The sequence below is a fragment of the Mesorhizobium sp. NZP2234 genome (assembly GCF_013170765.1).
Taxonomy (GTDB): domain Bacteria; phylum Pseudomonadota; class Alphaproteobacteria; order Rhizobiales; family Rhizobiaceae; genus Mesorhizobium; species Mesorhizobium loti_D.
Window position 1 is genome coordinate 4,044,089 of the sequence record NZ_CP033364.1, and the last position, 16,026, is coordinate 4,060,114.

The window sequence follows — 16,026 nt, forward strand, 5'->3', positions numbered from 1 at the left end:
TATCGGCGTTCTATCCTTTGGCCCGGCAAAAATCGAGGAATGCATACATGAAACTGACCTGGTACGGCCATTCGGCCTTCCGTATCGAAACCGCTGACGCCAAGATCCTCATCGACCCCTATCTGATCGGCAACCCATCATGGACGGGCGGCTGGGAAGGACCGGCGGAAGGGATCACGCATGTCCTGCTGACGCACGGGCATAGCGACCACATCAGCGGCGCGCTGGAAGTGCTCGGCAAGAGCGGTGCCCAGCTGGTCGCCAATTTCGAGATCTGCATGTATCTGGTCGGCAAGGGCGTGGACGGCAACAAGATCAATCCCGGCAACATCGGCGGCACGGTCGATTGCGGCGGCTTCACCACCACTTTCGTCCAGGCGCTGCACTCCTCCTCGTTTGGCGAAGACGGCGGCAAGAACGTCTATCTCGGCAATCCCGGTGGGCTGGTCCTGCATTTCCCGGAAGACCGGACGCTCTACCATATGGGCGACACCGACATTTTTTCCGACATGGCGCTGATCAACGAACTGCATGAGCCGAAGATCGGCATCGTGCCGATCGGCGACCGTTTCACCATGGGCGGCGCGGTGGCGGCACTTGCCTGCCGGCGTTTCTTCAAGTTCGACACGGTCGTGCCTTGTCACTTCGGCACGTTTCCGATGATCGATCCGACGCCCGAGAAATTCGAGGCCGGCCTGGAAGGGTCCGGCGTGAAGGTCGCATTGCCTGGTATCGGCGAGACGATTACGATCTAGAAACGGCCAAAGCGGAACAAATTCATGGCGTTGGGGCGATCTCTTTGCGTGTCGATGTTTGTCGCGGCGTCGCCCGCGCTCGCCGCGGATGACTTCATCGAAGGCGTCTATCTGCAGTCCGAGGAGCTTTGCGCGCAGGCCAGGAAGGACACGCTGCAGACGCTGATCGACGCCGGCAACGTCGTGCTTTCGGTGCATGGCCTGCAAGGCGTCGAATACAATTGCGAGTTCGTGCAGGTCAGCAAGGCGACGCGCTCGCCGAGCTGGGCAGTGACGGCCATCTGCCAGGAACCGGGCTATGTCTTTCCCGATGTCCTGTCGGTAACGCGGATCAGCCCGACGCAGCTCGATCTCGTGTCGGTCCGGCCGATCGACGACGAAAGCGAGGCGAGCGGCAATAGCGGCAGCTACTATCTGTGCGAGGGCGTTGCCCTGCCATGACGATGATCCAGCGCGTCAGGTCGCCGATGCAGAAGGCAAAAATACCGGCTTTCCGGCAACTGGGATCCTTATCTGGCATATCGACCGCTTGAGCCAGGTTGCTCCATGGCGGAACTGCGAGCCTTCGGGCGCTGGAAGACGAGGACGCATGTGGGATGTGTTCGTCCAAGAAGCGATTGTTCGAGTTGCCCAACCCGCTGCGGCGCTCCCGGGACCGGGTCGGCACCGCGGCCTAGCGCGATGCCAGGCACGATGCATGTTGCGCAGTGCGCGCCGCGCCGCTATAGCCCGGACTGGTTTTCCCCGAGGCAAATATATGTCCGTTGATGTCAAGACAGTGAAGCGCGTGGCGCGTCTCGCCCGCATTGCGGTCAGCGAAGAAGATGCGGAACGCATGACCGGCGAGCTGAACGCCATCCTTGGTTTTGTCGAGCAGCTGAACGAGGTCGATGTGTCCGGCGTCGAGCCGATGACCTCGGTGACGCCGATGGAGATGAAGAAGCGCCAGGACGTCGTCACCGACGGCAACAAGGCGGCCGACATCGTCGCCAATGCGCCGGCGACCGAAGAGAATTTCTTCCTCGTGCCGAAGGTCGTGGAGTAGGGCGCCGATGGCAATCGAGATCGCCATCGAGACGCCGCTGCAGGACGATGTGCGCGGGCTGGTCCAGGAACTCAACGAGACCTTGCTCGAACTGACGCCGCCTGAGCATTGCTACCATCTGACGGTCGAGCAGATGGCGGGCCAGGATACGACCGTTTTCATCGCCCGCGACGACGGCATCGCCATCGGTTGTGGGGCGCTGAAACGCCATGGCGACGCTATCGGCGAGGTCAAGCGCATGTACACGCGGCCTTCGCATCGCGGTCGCAAGATCGGCGCCAGGATCGTCGAACGGGTCGAGGCGCTGGCGAGGCAGGAAGGACTGACGCGGCTGGTGCTGGAGACGGGCGATCGCCATCCCGCGGCCTGGGCCGTCTACGAACGTGCCGGGTTCTCGCGCTGCGGCCCGGTGCTGGATTATCCCGATTCCGAGTGGTCGGTATTTTACGAAAAGAGCCTTTGATGAGCGATCTGACCCGACTGACGATTTCGCAGGCCCGCGCCAAGCTGCGCGGCAAGGAAATCACCGCGACCGAGATCACCGAGGCCTATCTATCGGCGATCGATCGCGCCAATCCGGCGCTCAATGCCTACGTCGCGGTGACTGGCGACAAGGCACGCGATATGGCCAAGGCGTCCGATGCCAGGCTGGTCAAGGGCGAGGGCGGCGCGCTGGAAGGCATTCCGCTGGGGATCAAGGATCTGTTCGGCACCGAAGGCGTTCACACCCAGGCCTGCAGCCATGTACTCGACGGCTTCAAGCCGCGCTACGAATCAACTGTCACCGCCAATCTGTGGGCCGACGGCGCGGTGATGCTCGGCAAGCTCAACATGGATGAGTTCGCCATGGGTTCGTCCAACGAGACATCCTATTATGGCCCGGTCATAAACCCTTGGCGGCGTTCGCGCCTCGACACGGTGGTAATGCCGACGACGCATCAGGGCGATGGCGGCTTCGTATCTGCCGGCGGCACGAAAACCCAGCGCAGCCTGGACAATGCGCAACTGGTGCCGGGCGGCTCTTCCGGTGGTTCGGCGACCGCCGTCTCGGCCTTCCTGTGCGCCGGCGCCACGGCCACGGACACTGGCGGTTCCATCCGTCAGCCGGCCGCGTTCACCGGAACCGTCGGCATCAAGCCGACCTATGGCCGCTGCTCACGCTGGGGCATCGTCGCTTTCGCCTCGTCTCTCGACCAGGCCGGACCGATCGCGCGCGACGTGCGCGACGCCGCGATCCTGCTCAGGTCGATGGCCTCCGTCGATCCGAAGGACACGACCTCGGTCGACCGGCCGGTGCCCGACTATGAGGCGGCGATCGGCAAGCCGATCAAGGGCATGAAGGTCGGCATTCCCAAGGAATACCGCGTCGACGGCATGCCCGAGGAGATCGAGGCGCTGTGGCAGAAGGGCATTGCCTGGCTCAAGGATGCCGGCGCCGAGATCGTCGACATTTCCCTGCCGCACACCAAATACGCGCTGCCGGCCTACTACATCGTGGCGCCCGCGGAAGCTTCATCGAACCTCGCGCGCTATGACGGCGTCCGCTACGGCTTGCGCGTGCCAGGCAAGGACATTGTCGAGATGTATGAGAAGACCCGCGCTGCCGGTTTCGGCCGTGAGGTCAAGCGCCGTATCATGATCGGCACCTATGTGCTGTCGGCCGGCTACTATGACGCTTACTATCTGCAGGCTCAGAAGGTCCGCAACCTGATCAAGCGCGACTTCGAAAACGTCTTCGCCGCCGGCGTGGACGTCATCCTGACCCCGGCGACCCCGTCGGCTGCCTTCGGCATTGCCGACGAGGACATGGCCGCCGACCCGGTCAAGATGTACCTCAACGACATTTTCACGGTCACCGTGAACATGGCCGGTCTGCCGGGCATCGCCGTGCCGGCCGGTCTCGATCCCAAGGGCCTGCCACTTGGCCTGCAGCTCATCGGCAGGCCGTTCGAGGAAGAAACGCTGTTCCAGACCGCCGCCGTCATCGAGCAGGCGGCCGGCACATTCCAGCCGGAAAAGTGGTGGTAAGGGTATCGCTCGTCCAGCGCGTAAAAGGATGCGCCGCGTCGTGATGGGGTGAGCGATGTTCTTCCTTCTTTCCAAGGTCTTCTGGTTCTTCATCCAGCCGCTCAACCTGACGATCTTCCTGCTTCTGGCGGGGTTGATCGCCGCAACGATCGGCCGGCGGCGGCTGGCGGTCACCGGCAGCGTGCTTGGTTTTCTGATCCTTGCGCTCTCGACCTGGACGTCGCTTGGGGCGATGATGCTCAACCCGCTGGAAGAACGCTTTCCGCGCCCGCCATTGCCGCAAAAGGTCGACGGCATCATCGTGCTGGGCGGCGGCTTCGAGGGCGCCATCAACTTGGCGCGTGGCGGCTATGAATTGGGCAGCAGCGGCGACCGCATGGTCGAGACCGCGATCCTCGCCCGACGCTTCCCCGAAGCCAAGGTGGTTGTATCGGGTGGACACGGCTCGTTTTTCATCGACGCCGAGGGAGACGCCGACACCGCGTCCCGCCTGCTCGTCCCGCTGGGTGTATCGGCCGATCGTCTTGTCCTTGAGGACAAGTCCCGCAACACCTACGAAAATGCGGTCTTCAGCCGCAAACTCGTCGAACCGAAGTCGGGCGAGACCTGGCTGCTGGTGACCTCCGCCTTCCACATGCCAAGGGCCAAGGCGCTGTTCGACAAGGCTGGGTTTCCAACCGTTCCATGGCCGGTCGACTATCATACTTCCGGCAAGGAAGGTGTCGGCTTGTTTCGCGACAATCCGATCGATTCCGTGCAGAACACCACCATAGCGCTCCGCGAATGGATCGGGCTTGTCGCCTATTGGCTTTCGGGCCGCATCGATCAGCCGTTTCCGGCGCCGGGCGGCTGACCGATGACGGCGCGCCGCGCCGCCGAGAAGAACTGGCGGCGCACCAGCACGGCCAGCAACAGAAGTGTCGACAGCATAAACACCACCGGGTCGACGAACCAGCCGAGATAGCCGATCGAGAAGAACACGCCGCGCAGGCCCGAGTTGAAATGCTTGCCGGCCAGCATGTTCATCTGCGCCGCGCGCCACACCGCCGTTTCGGTGACCGGATTGCGTGAGGCTTCGCCGTGCGGGATCGGCACCGCGCCGATCAGGATCGAGCAGTAGTTGAACAGCCGGTAGGCCCAGCCGAATTTGAAGAAGGAAAAGGCGAGGATCAGCACCAGTCCCAGCACCTTGATCTGGAAGGCCGGGCGCGACGGCGCTCCGCCGAGCGGCAGGTTGCTCAGCACCTCAAGCACCCGGTCGGACGCGCCAAGCAAGGCAAAGCAGCCGCCGAGCGCGATCAGGGAACTGGAGGCGAAGAAGGCGGTTCCCTGCTGCAGGCCGCTCATGATGGCGGTGTCGACGATACGGATTTCGCGTTCGGCCATGGTGCGCATCCAGGCTTCGCGTTGTGCATTCATCGCCGTCGTCAGCGACATTCGGCTGACCAGCTTGCCGTCGGAGGCGAGCGTGTGCAGCAGCCACGCGATCAGGAAGAAGGCCAGCGCCCCGAAATCAGCCATCGAAAGATAGAAGGAATCGCCCATGGGCTGAATTTATCACATCCAGCACGGTCGCTTCGATGCGGGCTCACGTGATCGACGGCAATGTCGCTGCCGGAGCAAACAAGGTCGGCAGGTGCTGCGCCGCGATTGCCAAAAGAGCGGAAACATCCGGGGAATTCCTATATCTGTATGTAGTCCTCGACGTGCCCCAGGAGACAGCGTGTTCCTTTCGGTTTTCGACCTGTTCAAGATCGGCATCGGCCCCTCCAGCTCTCACACGATGGGGCCGATGACTGCCGCGCGGCGGTTTCTCGACGAAGTCGCGGGGGACGACTGGCCGCGGCCCGCCGGCGCCAAGGTCGCCCGCATCGGGGCCAGCCTGCATGGCTCGCTCGCCTATACCGGAATCGGCCATGGCAGCGACCGCGCCGTTATCCTCGGCCTTGCCGGCCAGACGCCGCAAACGGTCGATCCCGATCAGGCCGACGGCATTGTCGGCCGCATCACCGCCGACAGGGTGATTTCACCGCCCGGTCACCCGTCCTACAATTTCGACCCGGCCACGGATCTGGTGCTCGACCGCAAGACGCCGCTCACGGGGCACGCCAACGGCATGGCGTTCTATGCCTACGATGCCGGCGGCCGTCTGCTTCTCAAGCGCATCTACTATTCGATCGGCGGCGGCTTCGTGGTCTCGGAAGAAGAATTGCAGCGGATGAAGGCCAAGGGGTCGGTGACGACAGAAGGCAAGAAAGTGCCTTATCCCTTCAAGAACGCGGTCGAGATGCTGAAGATGGCGGCCAAGAGCGGCCTTTCCGTCGCCGAGATGAAGCGCGTCAACGAGGAGACGCAGATGTCGCGCGAGGAGCTCGATGCCGGCCTCGACGCGATCTGGAGCGCGATGAAGGGCTGCATCGACCGTGGCCTGTCGCAGGACGGCATCATGCCTGGTGGGCTGAAGGTGCGGCGCCGCGCCCGGCAGCTCCACGACAAGCTGCAGGAACAGTGGCAACAGAACCGGCCAAATCCGCTGCTTGCCAATGACTGGCTGTCGATCTACGCGATGGCGGTCAACGAGGAGAATGCGGCGGGCGGGCGCGTCGTCACCGCGCCGACCAATGGCGCAGCCGGCACGCTGCCGGCGGTGCTTCGCTACTGGCTGCATTTCCATCCCGAGGCCGACCAGCCGAGCATCCGCGACTTCCTGCTGACGGCAGCGGCCGTCGGCGGCATCATCAAGACCAATGCGTCGATCTCGGGCGCCGAGGTCGGATGCCAGGGCGAGGTCGGTTCCGCCTCGGCAATGGCAGCGGCCGGCCTGTGCGCGGTCATGGGCGGTACGCCCATGCAGGTGGAAAATGCGGCCGAGATCGCGCTCGAACACCATCTCGGCATGACCTGCGATCCGGTCGGCGGGCTGGTGCAGGTTCCGTGCATCGAGCGCAATGCTCTCGGCGCGGTCAAGGCGGTGACCGCCGCCTCATTGGCGATCAAGGGCGACGGCGTTCACTTCGTGCCGCTCGACTCGGCGATCGAGACGATGCGCCAGACAGGCCTCGACATGAATGAGAAGTACAAAGAAACCAGCCTCGGCGGGCTCGCCGTCAATGTCGTGGAGTGCTGAAGGCGCTTGGCACTGTGGAGAAGTTCGTCAGGCCGTTGACGTGTCGGCGCTCCGGACTAACCTTAGCGAATGGCTCTCAATCTCCTAAAACTGTGCGTCGGCTGCGACAGCGTCGAGGATCTCGAGGAATGGATCGAGTTCCGTCTCGACGAACGGCGCCGGGCCGGTGAACCGGCCGAACACTGGCACACCACGCGCATGGTGCCGTCGCGCGGCGCCGAGATCACCGATGGCGGTTCACTCTACTGGGTGATCAAGGGCAACGTGCAGTGCCGCCAGCTGATCACTGAAATCCGGCCGTTCACCGACGATGAGGGCATCGGCCGCTGCCATTTGATGCTCGATCCGCAAGTCGTGCGCACCGACTGGCAGCCGCGGCGGGCTTTCCAGGGCTGGCGCTACCTGAAACCTTCGGACGCGCCACTCGATCTCGGCAAGGGGAAGGCCGGGCTGGTCGAGATGCCGCCGAAACTCAGACGCGAGCTTGCCGACCTCGGCTTGCTGTAGATCTCCGCGCACAAGCGTTGCCTGTCCGGGCGCTGGCCGTTTCTGGCCCTCAATCTTGCCTCGCACTGGACTTGCAAGCGGAGCCACAACGCCACATCTTGAAATTCATGCGCGATCAAAAGCTGTCGAACTCGACGAAAGCCGCGGCGTTCGCCGGGCCGGCCTACATGGCGGCCTCTTCCTGCCCGAGGGAAGGCCATCATTCCGGCGCAGAAAAAGTGGTTGATGACATCACGCGGCTGTCCGGGCGGACAGGTTACTCGCGGGGCGGTAGGAAATGTTAGGCGCAATTATCGTTCTGGTCGTACTGCTGCTGGTGCTCCTGGCCGTAGTCTCGGCCTTCCTTCGGGCCGACCCCGCCCGGCTTGCGAGCGGGACGAGAACACTGGCTCCGGTCCTGCTGGCGCTGGCGGGCGGCGCGGTGCTTCTGGTCGGTCGAAGCGGAATCGGCGGCGTCATCCTGTTCGGGGCAATCGGCTGGTATGCCGCCATGCACGCGAACCGACCCAAGGTCAGTTCGGCGTCGGGAAAACGCTCAACGGTGCGGACGGCAGCACTCGAGATGGAGTTGGATCACAATACGGGCGGCCTTGAAGGACTGGTTCTGGCCGGCCGCCACGACGGCAAGATGCTTGGCGCGATGGGCCTTGCGGAGCTGCAGCATCTCTACCGCGAACTCTCCGGCGATGCGGAGAGTCGCCAACTGCTAGAGACGTATCTTGACGGCAGATTTCCCGTCTGGCGCAAAAACACTGAGACGAACGGTGGCGAAGGGCTGGGTGTTGCGCCAGGTCCGGGCTCCATGACTAAGGAGGAGGCCTACAAGGTCCTTGGTCTTGAAGCGGGGGCCGCCGCGGCGGATGTCCGCAAGGCGCACCGCCGCCTGATGCAGCGCCTGCACCCCGATGTCGGCGGCACGTCTTTCCTGGCGGCGCGAATTAACGAAGCCAAGGACGTCTTGCTCTCCAATCACAACTAGTTCTCCTTCGACGCAGGAATTTTCCGGGAGATCGCTTCCACGCCGTCCTATTGCTGGACGGCGTAGCACTCGATTTTCTTCTTCTTCAAAGCAGTGCAGGCCTTCCAGGCGGCGTCCTTCGATCCGAAACCGCCGAAACGGGCGCGGTAATAGGTGACTCCGTCCTTGTCGAAGGCGACGGTGAAGCCGGCGGCATCCGCCAGCACCTTGGGCGCCTGCTTGGTGGTCTTGTCGAGGAATGCCTGGGCTTCCGACTGTTTAGGCGACGATGCGACCTGGATGGCCCAGCCCGACGGTACCGACGCCGTGTTGACCGGGTCGACAGCCGGAGTCGGTTCGGCATAGGCGGCCACGACCTGCGCCGTAGCGACCTTGGGGGCAGCGACGATGACGGTCTTTACCTTCTTTGCCGGGGCTACCAGTTTGGGTGCCTCGGCCTGAGCGGCATCCTCGTCCTCGCTGTCGCCCTGGGCAACGGCTGCGTCGTCGGCGACAGAGGTGTCGTCTTCAGCGACGGCTACCGGCTTTTCATCCGGGGTCGGCGCGTCGTGCTTGGGCAGGAGAACCTTGGCAAGTGCCTTGATCGGATTGTTGCTGTCAGCCTTGGCAACCAGATCGCCACCACCGCGGGTCGATGCCCTCGGCAGATAGGTGTTGATCAGGCTTGCCATCTGGTTGTCGCGGCTGCCGCCCGACGTCCCGCCCATGACAACGGCGACGAGCCGGCGGTTGCCGTCGGAGACGGACGAGACGAGATTGAAGCCGGAGGCACGGGTGTAGCCGGTTTTGATGCCGTCGACGCCCTTGATGCGTCCGAGCAGTCGGTTATGGCCGTTGATGCGCTGGCGGCCGTAGAGAAAGGAGCGCTGCGAGAAATAGCCATAGTACTGGGGGAAATGCTCCCGCAGTGCGATGCCCAGCGTGGCCATGTCGCGCGCGGTGGTGAACTGGCCAGGATCAGGCAGGCCGTTGGCGTTGCGGAAGACGGTGCCGTTCATGCCGAGCTGCCGCGCCTTGGCGGTCATCATGCGCGCAAAGGTGGCTTCATCACCGCCAAGCATTTCGCCGAGCGCCGTGGCCGAATCATTCGCCGACTTGGTGACAATCGACAGGATCGCGGTCTCGACCGTGACCGAACCGCCCGGCTTCACGCCGAGTTTCGTCGGCGCCTCGGCGGACGCATGGGCCGAAAACACCACCGGCGAGTTTTTGCCGATCTTGCCCTTCGCCATAGCTTCGAAGGTCAGATAGAGCGTCATCATCTTGGTCAGCGACGCCGGATAGCGCCTGCCGTTGGCATCCGCGGAGTACAGCACCTTGCCCGTCTTGGCGTCCACGACAATGGCCGCCTGGCGCGCGGCCAGCGACGAGGCGACGTCGGCGCAAACGAATGTCATCGCCAAGGCGAGGGCCATGATCGCTTTGAGGGGGGAGGTGGATTTGGAAACGATGCCCAACAACGCCTGACGCACTGATATTTCCCTTGAATTCTTCGTTGCGTTGGAGGCGGCAAAGGGTCCTGCCTCACTTCCAGCCAAGCTAGCGGGGCAGCGTTACCAATCCGTTTATGGTAACCGCCGCGTTCACCATTTTCTTCGGGCTTGAAACTCACTTTATTTGATTTTTAGCCATTGCCTGCGCAGGCAAGCCTCCACGCAGGCCAAATATTGACTTTTGTGCGTCGCACAATATATTGAGTGCATTGCACAGGGGCGCCCCGAAGAAGGACGTCTCAACCGTCAAGGGAATCGTGAAATGACCCAGACCTATGAGGACTTCAGCAAATACGGCAAGGAATTCGCCGATACCGGATTGAAGAGCTTCGCTTCGCTCTCCAAGGGTGCGCAGGCGATCGCGACCGAAGCCGGTGAATATACCAAGAAGAGTTTCGAAGCCGGCAGCGCCGCTGCCGAAAAGCTGTTTTCGGCCAAGTCGCTGGAAAAGGCGATCGAGATCCACACAGACTACGCCAAGCAGTCCTACGAGGCGTTCGTCGCCGAGGCCACCAAGATTGGCGATCTCTATGCCGAACTCGCCAAGGAAGCTTACAAGCCGTTCGAATCGATCGTTGCCAAGGCGAAGTAATTTTCGCCCGACAGTCGCAACTCCGGCCCTTTGGGTCTGGGACAACCCGGTCGCGGAAGCGCGGCCGGGTTTTTTCATGCCAATTTCCCCTCCGGAGCGGCGTAGCGCTTCACGATTGCGAAAATCCGCGAAGTTTGGTCACCTAGCCATATTGTCAGCTAACCAGAAGGGCTTAAAATCGTCCATCGAACACCTACATGTCGAACTCGCATGAGGATTCGAAGAGGCAGGATTACGTGACGATCGGTTTGACTGCCACGAAACAAGTGGCGCGGATGCAAAACGGCGGCGGCGACGGCAATGAGGCCGGCCGCGGGACGGCCGTGATCACGCGCACCAAAACCAAGACCAAGAAGCCCAGCCTTTACCGGGTCCTCATCCTCAACGACGACTACACTCCGATGGAGTTCGTGGTTCACGTTCTGGAGCGTTTTTTCCAGAAGGACCGCGAAGCCGCCACACGCATCATGCTCCATGTTCACAATCATGGAGTGGGCGAGTGCGGGGTCTATACTTTCGAGGTGGCCGAGACCAAAGTGTCTCAGGTCATGGATTTCGCCCGACAGAATCAGCATCCGCTGCAATGCGTGATGGAGAAGAAGTGAGGTAACATGCCGGCTTTCTCCCAAGGCCTGGAAAAGGCGCTTCACCAGGCGCTGACGCTCGCCAATGAGCGGCACCATGAATACGCAACCCTGGAACATCTGCTGCTCGCGCTGATCGACGACACCGAGGCGGCCGCCGTCATGCGCGCCTGCAACGTCGATCTCGACGAGCTGAAGCACACTGTTCTCACCTATATCGACACAGAGCTCGACAACCTCGTCACCGGATACGACGAGGACTCCAAGCCGACCGCTGGGTTCCAGCGCGTGATCCAGCGCGCGGTCATCCATGTGCAGTCGTCGGGCCGCGAGGAAGTGTCGGGCGCCAACGTGCTCGTCGCCATCTTCGCCGAGCGCGAGAGCCACGCCGCCTATTTCCTGCAGGAACAGCAGATGACCCGCTACGACGCGGTCAACTACATCTCGCACGGCATCGCCAAGCGCCCGGGCGCATCGGAGACGCGCTCGCCGCGCGGAGCCGATGACGAGCAGGGCGGCCAGAACGGCGCCGAGCCGCAAGAAGAAGGCGGCAAGAAGAAGCAGCAGCAGGACGCGCTGACCGCCTACTGCGTCAACCTCAACAACAAGGCCAAGGCCGGCAAGATCGATCCGTTGATCGGCCGCGAGTCGGAAATCAACCGCACCATCCAGGTGCTGTGCCGCCGGTCCAAGAACAACCCGCTCTACGTCGGCGACCCCGGCGTCGGCAAGACCGCGATCGCCGAGGGCCTGGCCAAGCGCATCGTCGAGGGCGACGTTCCCGAAGTGCTGCACAACGCCACCATCTTCGCGCTCGACATGGGCACGCTGCTGGCCGGCACGCGCTATCGCGGCGATTTCGAGGAGCGGCTGAAGCAGGTCGTCAAGGAGCTCGAGGATTATCCGGGCGCCGTGCTGTTCATCGACGAGATCCATACGGTGATCGGCGCCGGCGCCACGTCGGGCGGCGCAATGGACGCGTCCAACCTGTTGAAGCCGGCTTTGTCGTCGGGTGCGATCCGCTGCATCGGCTCGACCACCTACAAGGAATTCCGCCAGTTCTTCGAGAAGGATCGCGCTCTCGTGCGGCGCTTCCAGAAGATCGACGTCAACGAGCCGACCATCGAGGACGCCATCGAGATCATGAAGGGGCTGAAGCCCTATTTCGAGGAATTCCACAAGGTCCGCTACACGAGCGAAGCCATCAAGGCCTCGGTGGAGCTGTCGGCGCGCTACATCAACGACCGCAAGCTGCCGGACAAGGCGATCGACGTGATCGACGAGACCGGTGCCTCGCAGATGCTGGTGCCGGAAGCCAAGCGCAAGAAGACCATCGGTATCAAGGAGATAGAAGCCACGATCGCCACCATGGCGCGCATCCCGCCGAAGACGGTTTCGGCCGATGACGAGAAAGTGCTGCAAGGCCTCGACATCGAACTGAAGCGTGTCGTGTATGGTCAGGACACCGCCATTACCGCGCTGACCTCGGCGATCAAGCTGGCCCGTGCCGGCCTGCGCGAACCGGAGAAGCCGATCGGCTCCTACCTGTTCTCAGGCCCGACCGGCGTCGGCAAGACCGAAGTCGCCAAGCAACTCGCCGCCTCGCTCGGTGTCGAGCTGATCCGCTTCGACATGTCGGAATACATGGAACGCCATACCGTTTCACGGCTGATCGGCGCGCCTCCCGGCTATGTCGGCTTCGACCAGGGCGGCCTGTTGACCGACGGTGTCGACCAGCATCCGCACTGCGTGCTGTTGCTGGATGAGGTCGAGAAGGCACATCCGGACCTGTTCAACATCCTGTTGCAGGTGATGGATCACGGCAAGCTGACCGATCACAACGGCAAGCAGATCGACTTCCGCAATGTAATCCTGATCATGACCACCAATGCGGGTGCATCGGATGCACAGCGCGCGGCGATCGGTTTCGGTTCGACCAAGCGCGAAGGCGACGATGTCGAGGCGATCAATCGGCTGTTCACGCCGGAGTTCCGCAACCGTCTCGATGCGATCATCCCGTTCGGCTCGCTGCCGGTGCCGGTGATCCACCAGGTGGTGCAGAAGTTCGTCATGCAGCTGGAGGCCCAGCTCTCCGAGCGCGGCGTCACCTTCGACCTGTCGCCGGACGCGATCGCCTGGCTCGCCGACAAGGGCTATGACGAGCGCATGGGCGCGCGGCCGCTCGGTCGCGTCATCCAGGAGCACATCAAGAAGCCTTTGGCCGACGAGGTGCTGTTCGGCAAGCTGAAGAAGGGCGGCACGGTGCGCGTCACCGTCGAGAAGAAGGAAACCGGCGAGACCGGCCTGAAGCTCGAGTCGCTGGCCGACGAGGCGCCGGTGCAGCCGAAGAAGGAAGAGCCGGAAGACGCGCCCAAGCCAAGGAAGGCGGTGGCCAAGAAGCCTGCCGCGAAGAAGGTCGTGGCGCAGAAGCCGGAGCCCAAGGGCAAGGATGGCGGCAAGCGCAGCCTTGTACCGCAACTGCCAAGAAAGAACTGATCATTTCGCAGTCGAGAAAAGCCCCGGAAACGGGGCTTTTTTCATTTGAACAATGGGGTACCATGGCCGGCCAGATCATCATCCTCAACGGCGCGCCGCGATCGGGAAAGTCGAGCATCGCCCGAGCCATTCAGGAAAGCTTCGATGACCCGTGGATGACTCTGGGCGTCGACAGCTATGAGCGGATCACACCGCCGCAACTTCGCCCGGGAATAGGGTTGCGCCCTGGCGGTGAGCGACCCGACCTCGAAGTTTTTGTGCCGCGTTTGTACGCTGCCCTCTACGAATCGATCGCGGCCCACAGCCGGCTGGGCCTGAATGTCGTGACGGATGTCGGCCATCACGATGCGTACTCGAAGCCCCTCAACTGCCTGATCGATTGTGCGCGCCGGCTCGCCGGTCTGCCGGTGCTGTTTGTCGGCGTTCGCTGTCCAATTGAAATCATTATGGAAAGGCGAGCCGCCAGCGAGGCGGGCAGGGGTTATGTCACCGGCTCGCCGGTCGATCCCGTGCCTTCGCCGGTGCGGCTGTGGCAGGATGAGGTACACCGGCCCGGCGTATACGATCTTGAGGTCGACACTTCGTTGCTGAGCCCGGTGCAGTGCGCGGATGCGATCCGCGAACGGCTTCGATCGGGGGCGGCGCACCCGACAGCCTTTCAGAGGCTTGTGGATGCGCCACCCGCAACCCACCCGCGTTCCTGACTATACCGACGCGGCTTCCGGCCGGGCCAAAGGAAGATCGCTCGCGAAACGCGAAGCAATCGTCGTCCGGGACAATATCACGCCGGTGACTTTCCAGATGGCGACCGAGATCAGTATGCCAGCGTAACCGTCCGGGGCGTAGTGCCATCCAAGAACCACGGAGCCGAGCATGATGATCGCCGCGAATATCCACAGTACGACGCCAAGCCGTGGAGACAGCCTCGTTACATACAGCGCAAAAAGCACGGATGAAGCGACGTGAATGGAAGGGAAAGCCGATATGCCCATGGTTCCTGAAGACAGACCCTCATAGCCGTTCCACAACCGCTCCTGCAGGGACAGGGCCCAAACCGGATACTGGCTATTCGCCGACTGAAGTGCGTCCATCAACGGTTGATAGAGATCGCCAAACCCCAACCTTGCAAAGTAGCAGGGGCCGGCGGATGAGAATATCAAGGCAACGAAGAAGCCGCCGATCAGCCAGAGCAGCATGAAGCTGAGCAGGAACTGATGACGCAGAAGAGTATCGCGGGTCGCCACGACACTTGAAAAGACAGTCACGATCAGCACCGCGAACCAAAAATTATAGCAGAAATTGAGAAGACGGATGGCTAGCGGGCTTTCAATAATCCACCAAAGCCATTGGTAAGAAGCGCGCCCGAAATGCAGCTTGGTGCTGAAGTGTGCGATGGCCTGGTCCCAGGAGAAAGGCGCCAGTACGGCGATCGCGCCCTTCAGCACTGAGAAACCCGAAACAAAAATCACGATCGCGGCAAGGCCGTTCACGCCATTGGCAATACGGTTTCTATCGGCCAGCAATTGCCGGAAGGAAACCAGCAAGTGGCTGGCCGGCGATCTTGCGCGATGGACAAACGCCAGTTGAAGCAGCCGGAAGACTGCATATACACATCCAAGAATCCAGAAATAGACCACCAGATAAAAGGCATATTCGTAAAGCAACGCGAAATCCGGCAGATTCCCGACCCGGGCACCAACCGCAAAGCCCAATCCCAGAGTAAACAGCGCAACCGCATGAATAATACGGTGCCGAAGAAACGATTCGACCAAGATTTTTGAAAAAGCGGCCTCACCATTGGCCCCGGATCGCCGGCTCAAATATTCGAAAGTATCTTGCAATGCATGTCCCTCGCGCACGAAAAATGCCTCGCAAGGGCTTGCTGGAATATTAAGAATGCCGCCGCCTGGTGATGTCCCAGCCGCCGCGATGATCGCTCGGTTTACAAAGACTTAAGATTTGGCCGACAGGGCGGCGCGGATCTTTTCGGCGTTCTCAGCCAGCACCTCGGGCTTTTCCATTGCGCCGGTATGTGGCTTCAGGGGGATGCCGTCGAAGCGCGGGATGACATGCACATGAAGGTGGTAGACGGTCTGCCCGGAGGCCGGTTCGTTGAACTGCAGGATGGTGACCCCATCGGCGTCGAGGGCCTTCTTCACGGCCAGCGCCATTTTCTGTACGACCGTGAAAAGCGGGCCGAAGGTCGATGGGGCGGCGTCGAGCAGATTGCGCGACGGCGTCTTTGGCACCACCAGCGTGTGGCCCGGCCCCTGCGGCATCACATCCATGAAGGCCACGACCGCATCGTCTTCGTAAACGCGGTGCGAAGGAATTTCGCCGCGCAGGATCTTGGCGAAGATGTTGTCGGTGTCATAGGCGGTTTGGGCCATGGCGAACGCTCCGGATTTGTACCTCGCCAT

The 16,026-nt window shown here is 62.1% G+C and carries 17 protein-coding genes; 13 read left to right on the plus strand and 4 right to left on the minus strand.

The window, feature by feature from the left end; all coding sequences use genetic code 11:
* Positions 1–47: 47 nt before the first annotated feature.
* From EB230_RS19920 to EB230_RS19945, 6 genes are all read left to right on the plus strand, one after another.
* Complete coding sequence (locus EB230_RS19920; protein ID WP_172373712.1) at positions 48–755, plus strand: metal-dependent hydrolase; 708 nt, start codon at positions 48–50, stop codon at positions 753–755.
* Positions 756–779: 24 nt separating this feature from the next.
* The gene (locus tag EB230_RS19925) at positions 780–1,196 is read left to right on the plus strand and encodes a hypothetical protein (RefSeq protein WP_081294745.1); all 417 of its coding nucleotides are present in this window, start codon (positions 780–782) and stop codon (positions 1,194–1,196) included.
* Positions 1,197–1,512: 316 nt separating this feature from the next.
* A complete protein-coding gene (gene gatC / locus EB230_RS19930) occupies positions 1,513–1,800 on the plus strand; it encodes an Asp-tRNA(Asn)/Glu-tRNA(Gln) amidotransferase subunit GatC (RefSeq protein WP_027044576.1) in 288 nt (95 codons plus the stop codon).
* 7 nt (positions 1,801–1,807) lie between these two features.
* Complete coding sequence (locus tag EB230_RS19935) at positions 1,808–2,263, plus strand: GNAT family N-acetyltransferase (protein WP_056576931.1); 456 nt, start codon at positions 1,808–1,810, stop codon at positions 2,261–2,263.
* The gene (locus tag EB230_RS19940; protein WP_056576934.1) at positions 2,263–3,828 is read left to right on the plus strand and encodes an amidase family protein; all 1,566 of its coding nucleotides are present in this window, start codon (positions 2,263–2,265) and stop codon (positions 3,826–3,828) included. The genes EB230_RS19935 and EB230_RS19940 overlap by 1 nt, the downstream gene beginning before the upstream one ends.
* 55 nt (positions 3,829–3,883) lie before the next feature.
* The gene (locus EB230_RS19945; RefSeq protein ID WP_056576937.1) at positions 3,884–4,681 is read left to right on the plus strand and encodes a YdcF family protein; all 798 of its coding nucleotides are present in this window, start codon (positions 3,884–3,886) and stop codon (positions 4,679–4,681) included.
* On the opposite strand, the gene EB230_RS19950 is transcribed toward EB230_RS19945, so the two are convergent.
* A complete protein-coding gene (locus EB230_RS19950) occupies positions 4,654–5,373 on the minus strand; it encodes a DUF599 domain-containing protein (RefSeq protein ID WP_056576940.1) in 720 nt (239 codons plus the stop codon). The genes EB230_RS19945 and EB230_RS19950 overlap by 28 nt on opposite strands.
* 178 nt (positions 5,374–5,551) lie before the next feature.
* On the opposite strand from EB230_RS19950, the gene EB230_RS19955 reads away from it, so the two are divergent.
* The 3 genes from EB230_RS19955 (at position 5,552) to EB230_RS19965 (ending at position 8,441) form a co-directional block, all read left to right on the plus strand.
* On the plus strand, positions 5,552–6,955 hold the full coding sequence (locus EB230_RS19955) for an L-serine ammonia-lyase (protein ID WP_056576943.1): 1,404 nt from the start codon (positions 5,552–5,554) through the stop codon (positions 6,953–6,955).
* A gap of 69 nt (positions 6,956–7,024) precedes the next feature.
* Positions 7,025–7,462, plus strand: coding sequence for a DUF1489 family protein (locus tag EB230_RS19960; protein ID WP_172373715.1), 438 nt, complete (start codon positions 7,025–7,027; stop codon positions 7,460–7,462).
* 277 nt (positions 7,463–7,739) lie between these two features.
* A complete protein-coding gene (locus EB230_RS19965) occupies positions 7,740–8,441 on the plus strand; it encodes a DnaJ domain-containing protein (RefSeq protein ID WP_172373727.1) in 702 nt (233 codons plus the stop codon).
* Positions 8,442–8,488: 47 nt separating this feature from the next.
* Here EB230_RS19965 and EB230_RS19970 read toward each other — a convergent pair whose 3' ends face one another.
* Positions 8,489–9,913 (minus strand): D-alanyl-D-alanine carboxypeptidase family protein, encoded by a 1,425-nt coding sequence (locus tag EB230_RS19970; RefSeq protein ID WP_172373730.1) that lies wholly within the window; start codon positions 9,911–9,913, stop codon positions 8,489–8,491.
* A 283-nt stretch (positions 9,914–10,196) separates the two neighbouring features.
* Here EB230_RS19970 and EB230_RS19975 point away from each other — a divergent pair, with 283 nt between their 5' ends.
* The 4 genes from EB230_RS19975 to EB230_RS19990 all read left to right on the plus strand — a co-directional run bounded on the left by EB230_RS19975 (position 10,197) and on the right by EB230_RS19990 (position 14,310).
* Entirely contained in the window at positions 10,197–10,526 is a 330-nt protein-coding gene (locus EB230_RS19975) for a phasin family protein (protein ID WP_056576955.1), read from the plus strand.
* Positions 10,527–10,801: 275 nt separating this feature from the next.
* Positions 10,802–11,131, plus strand: a complete 330-nt coding sequence (gene clpS, locus EB230_RS19980) for an ATP-dependent Clp protease adapter ClpS (RefSeq protein WP_010909565.1) — start codon at positions 10,802–10,804, stop codon at positions 11,129–11,131.
* A gap of 6 nt (positions 11,132–11,137) precedes the next feature.
* On the plus strand, positions 11,138–13,606 hold the full coding sequence (gene clpA, locus EB230_RS19985; protein WP_056576958.1) for an ATP-dependent Clp protease ATP-binding subunit ClpA: 2,469 nt from the start codon (positions 11,138–11,140) through the stop codon (positions 13,604–13,606).
* A gap of 62 nt (positions 13,607–13,668) precedes the next feature.
* Positions 13,669–14,310 carry a chloramphenicol phosphotransferase gene (locus EB230_RS19990; RefSeq protein ID WP_056576961.1) on the plus strand — a complete coding sequence of 214 codons (642 nt, stop codon included), beginning with the start codon at positions 13,669–13,671 and terminating at the stop codon, positions 14,308–14,310.
* On the opposite strand, the gene EB230_RS19995 is transcribed toward EB230_RS19990, so the two are convergent.
* Both EB230_RS19995 and EB230_RS20000 read right to left on the minus strand, forming a co-directional pair.
* Entirely contained in the window at positions 14,311–15,465 is a 1,155-nt protein-coding gene (locus tag EB230_RS19995) for a phosphatase PAP2 family protein (RefSeq protein WP_244494140.1), read from the minus strand.
* 93 nt (positions 15,466–15,558) lie between these two features.
* The gene (locus tag EB230_RS20000; protein WP_172373733.1) at positions 15,559–15,996 is read right to left on the minus strand and encodes an HIT family protein; all 438 of its coding nucleotides are present in this window, start codon (positions 15,994–15,996) and stop codon (positions 15,559–15,561) included.
* Positions 15,997–16,026 lie beyond the last annotated feature (30 nt).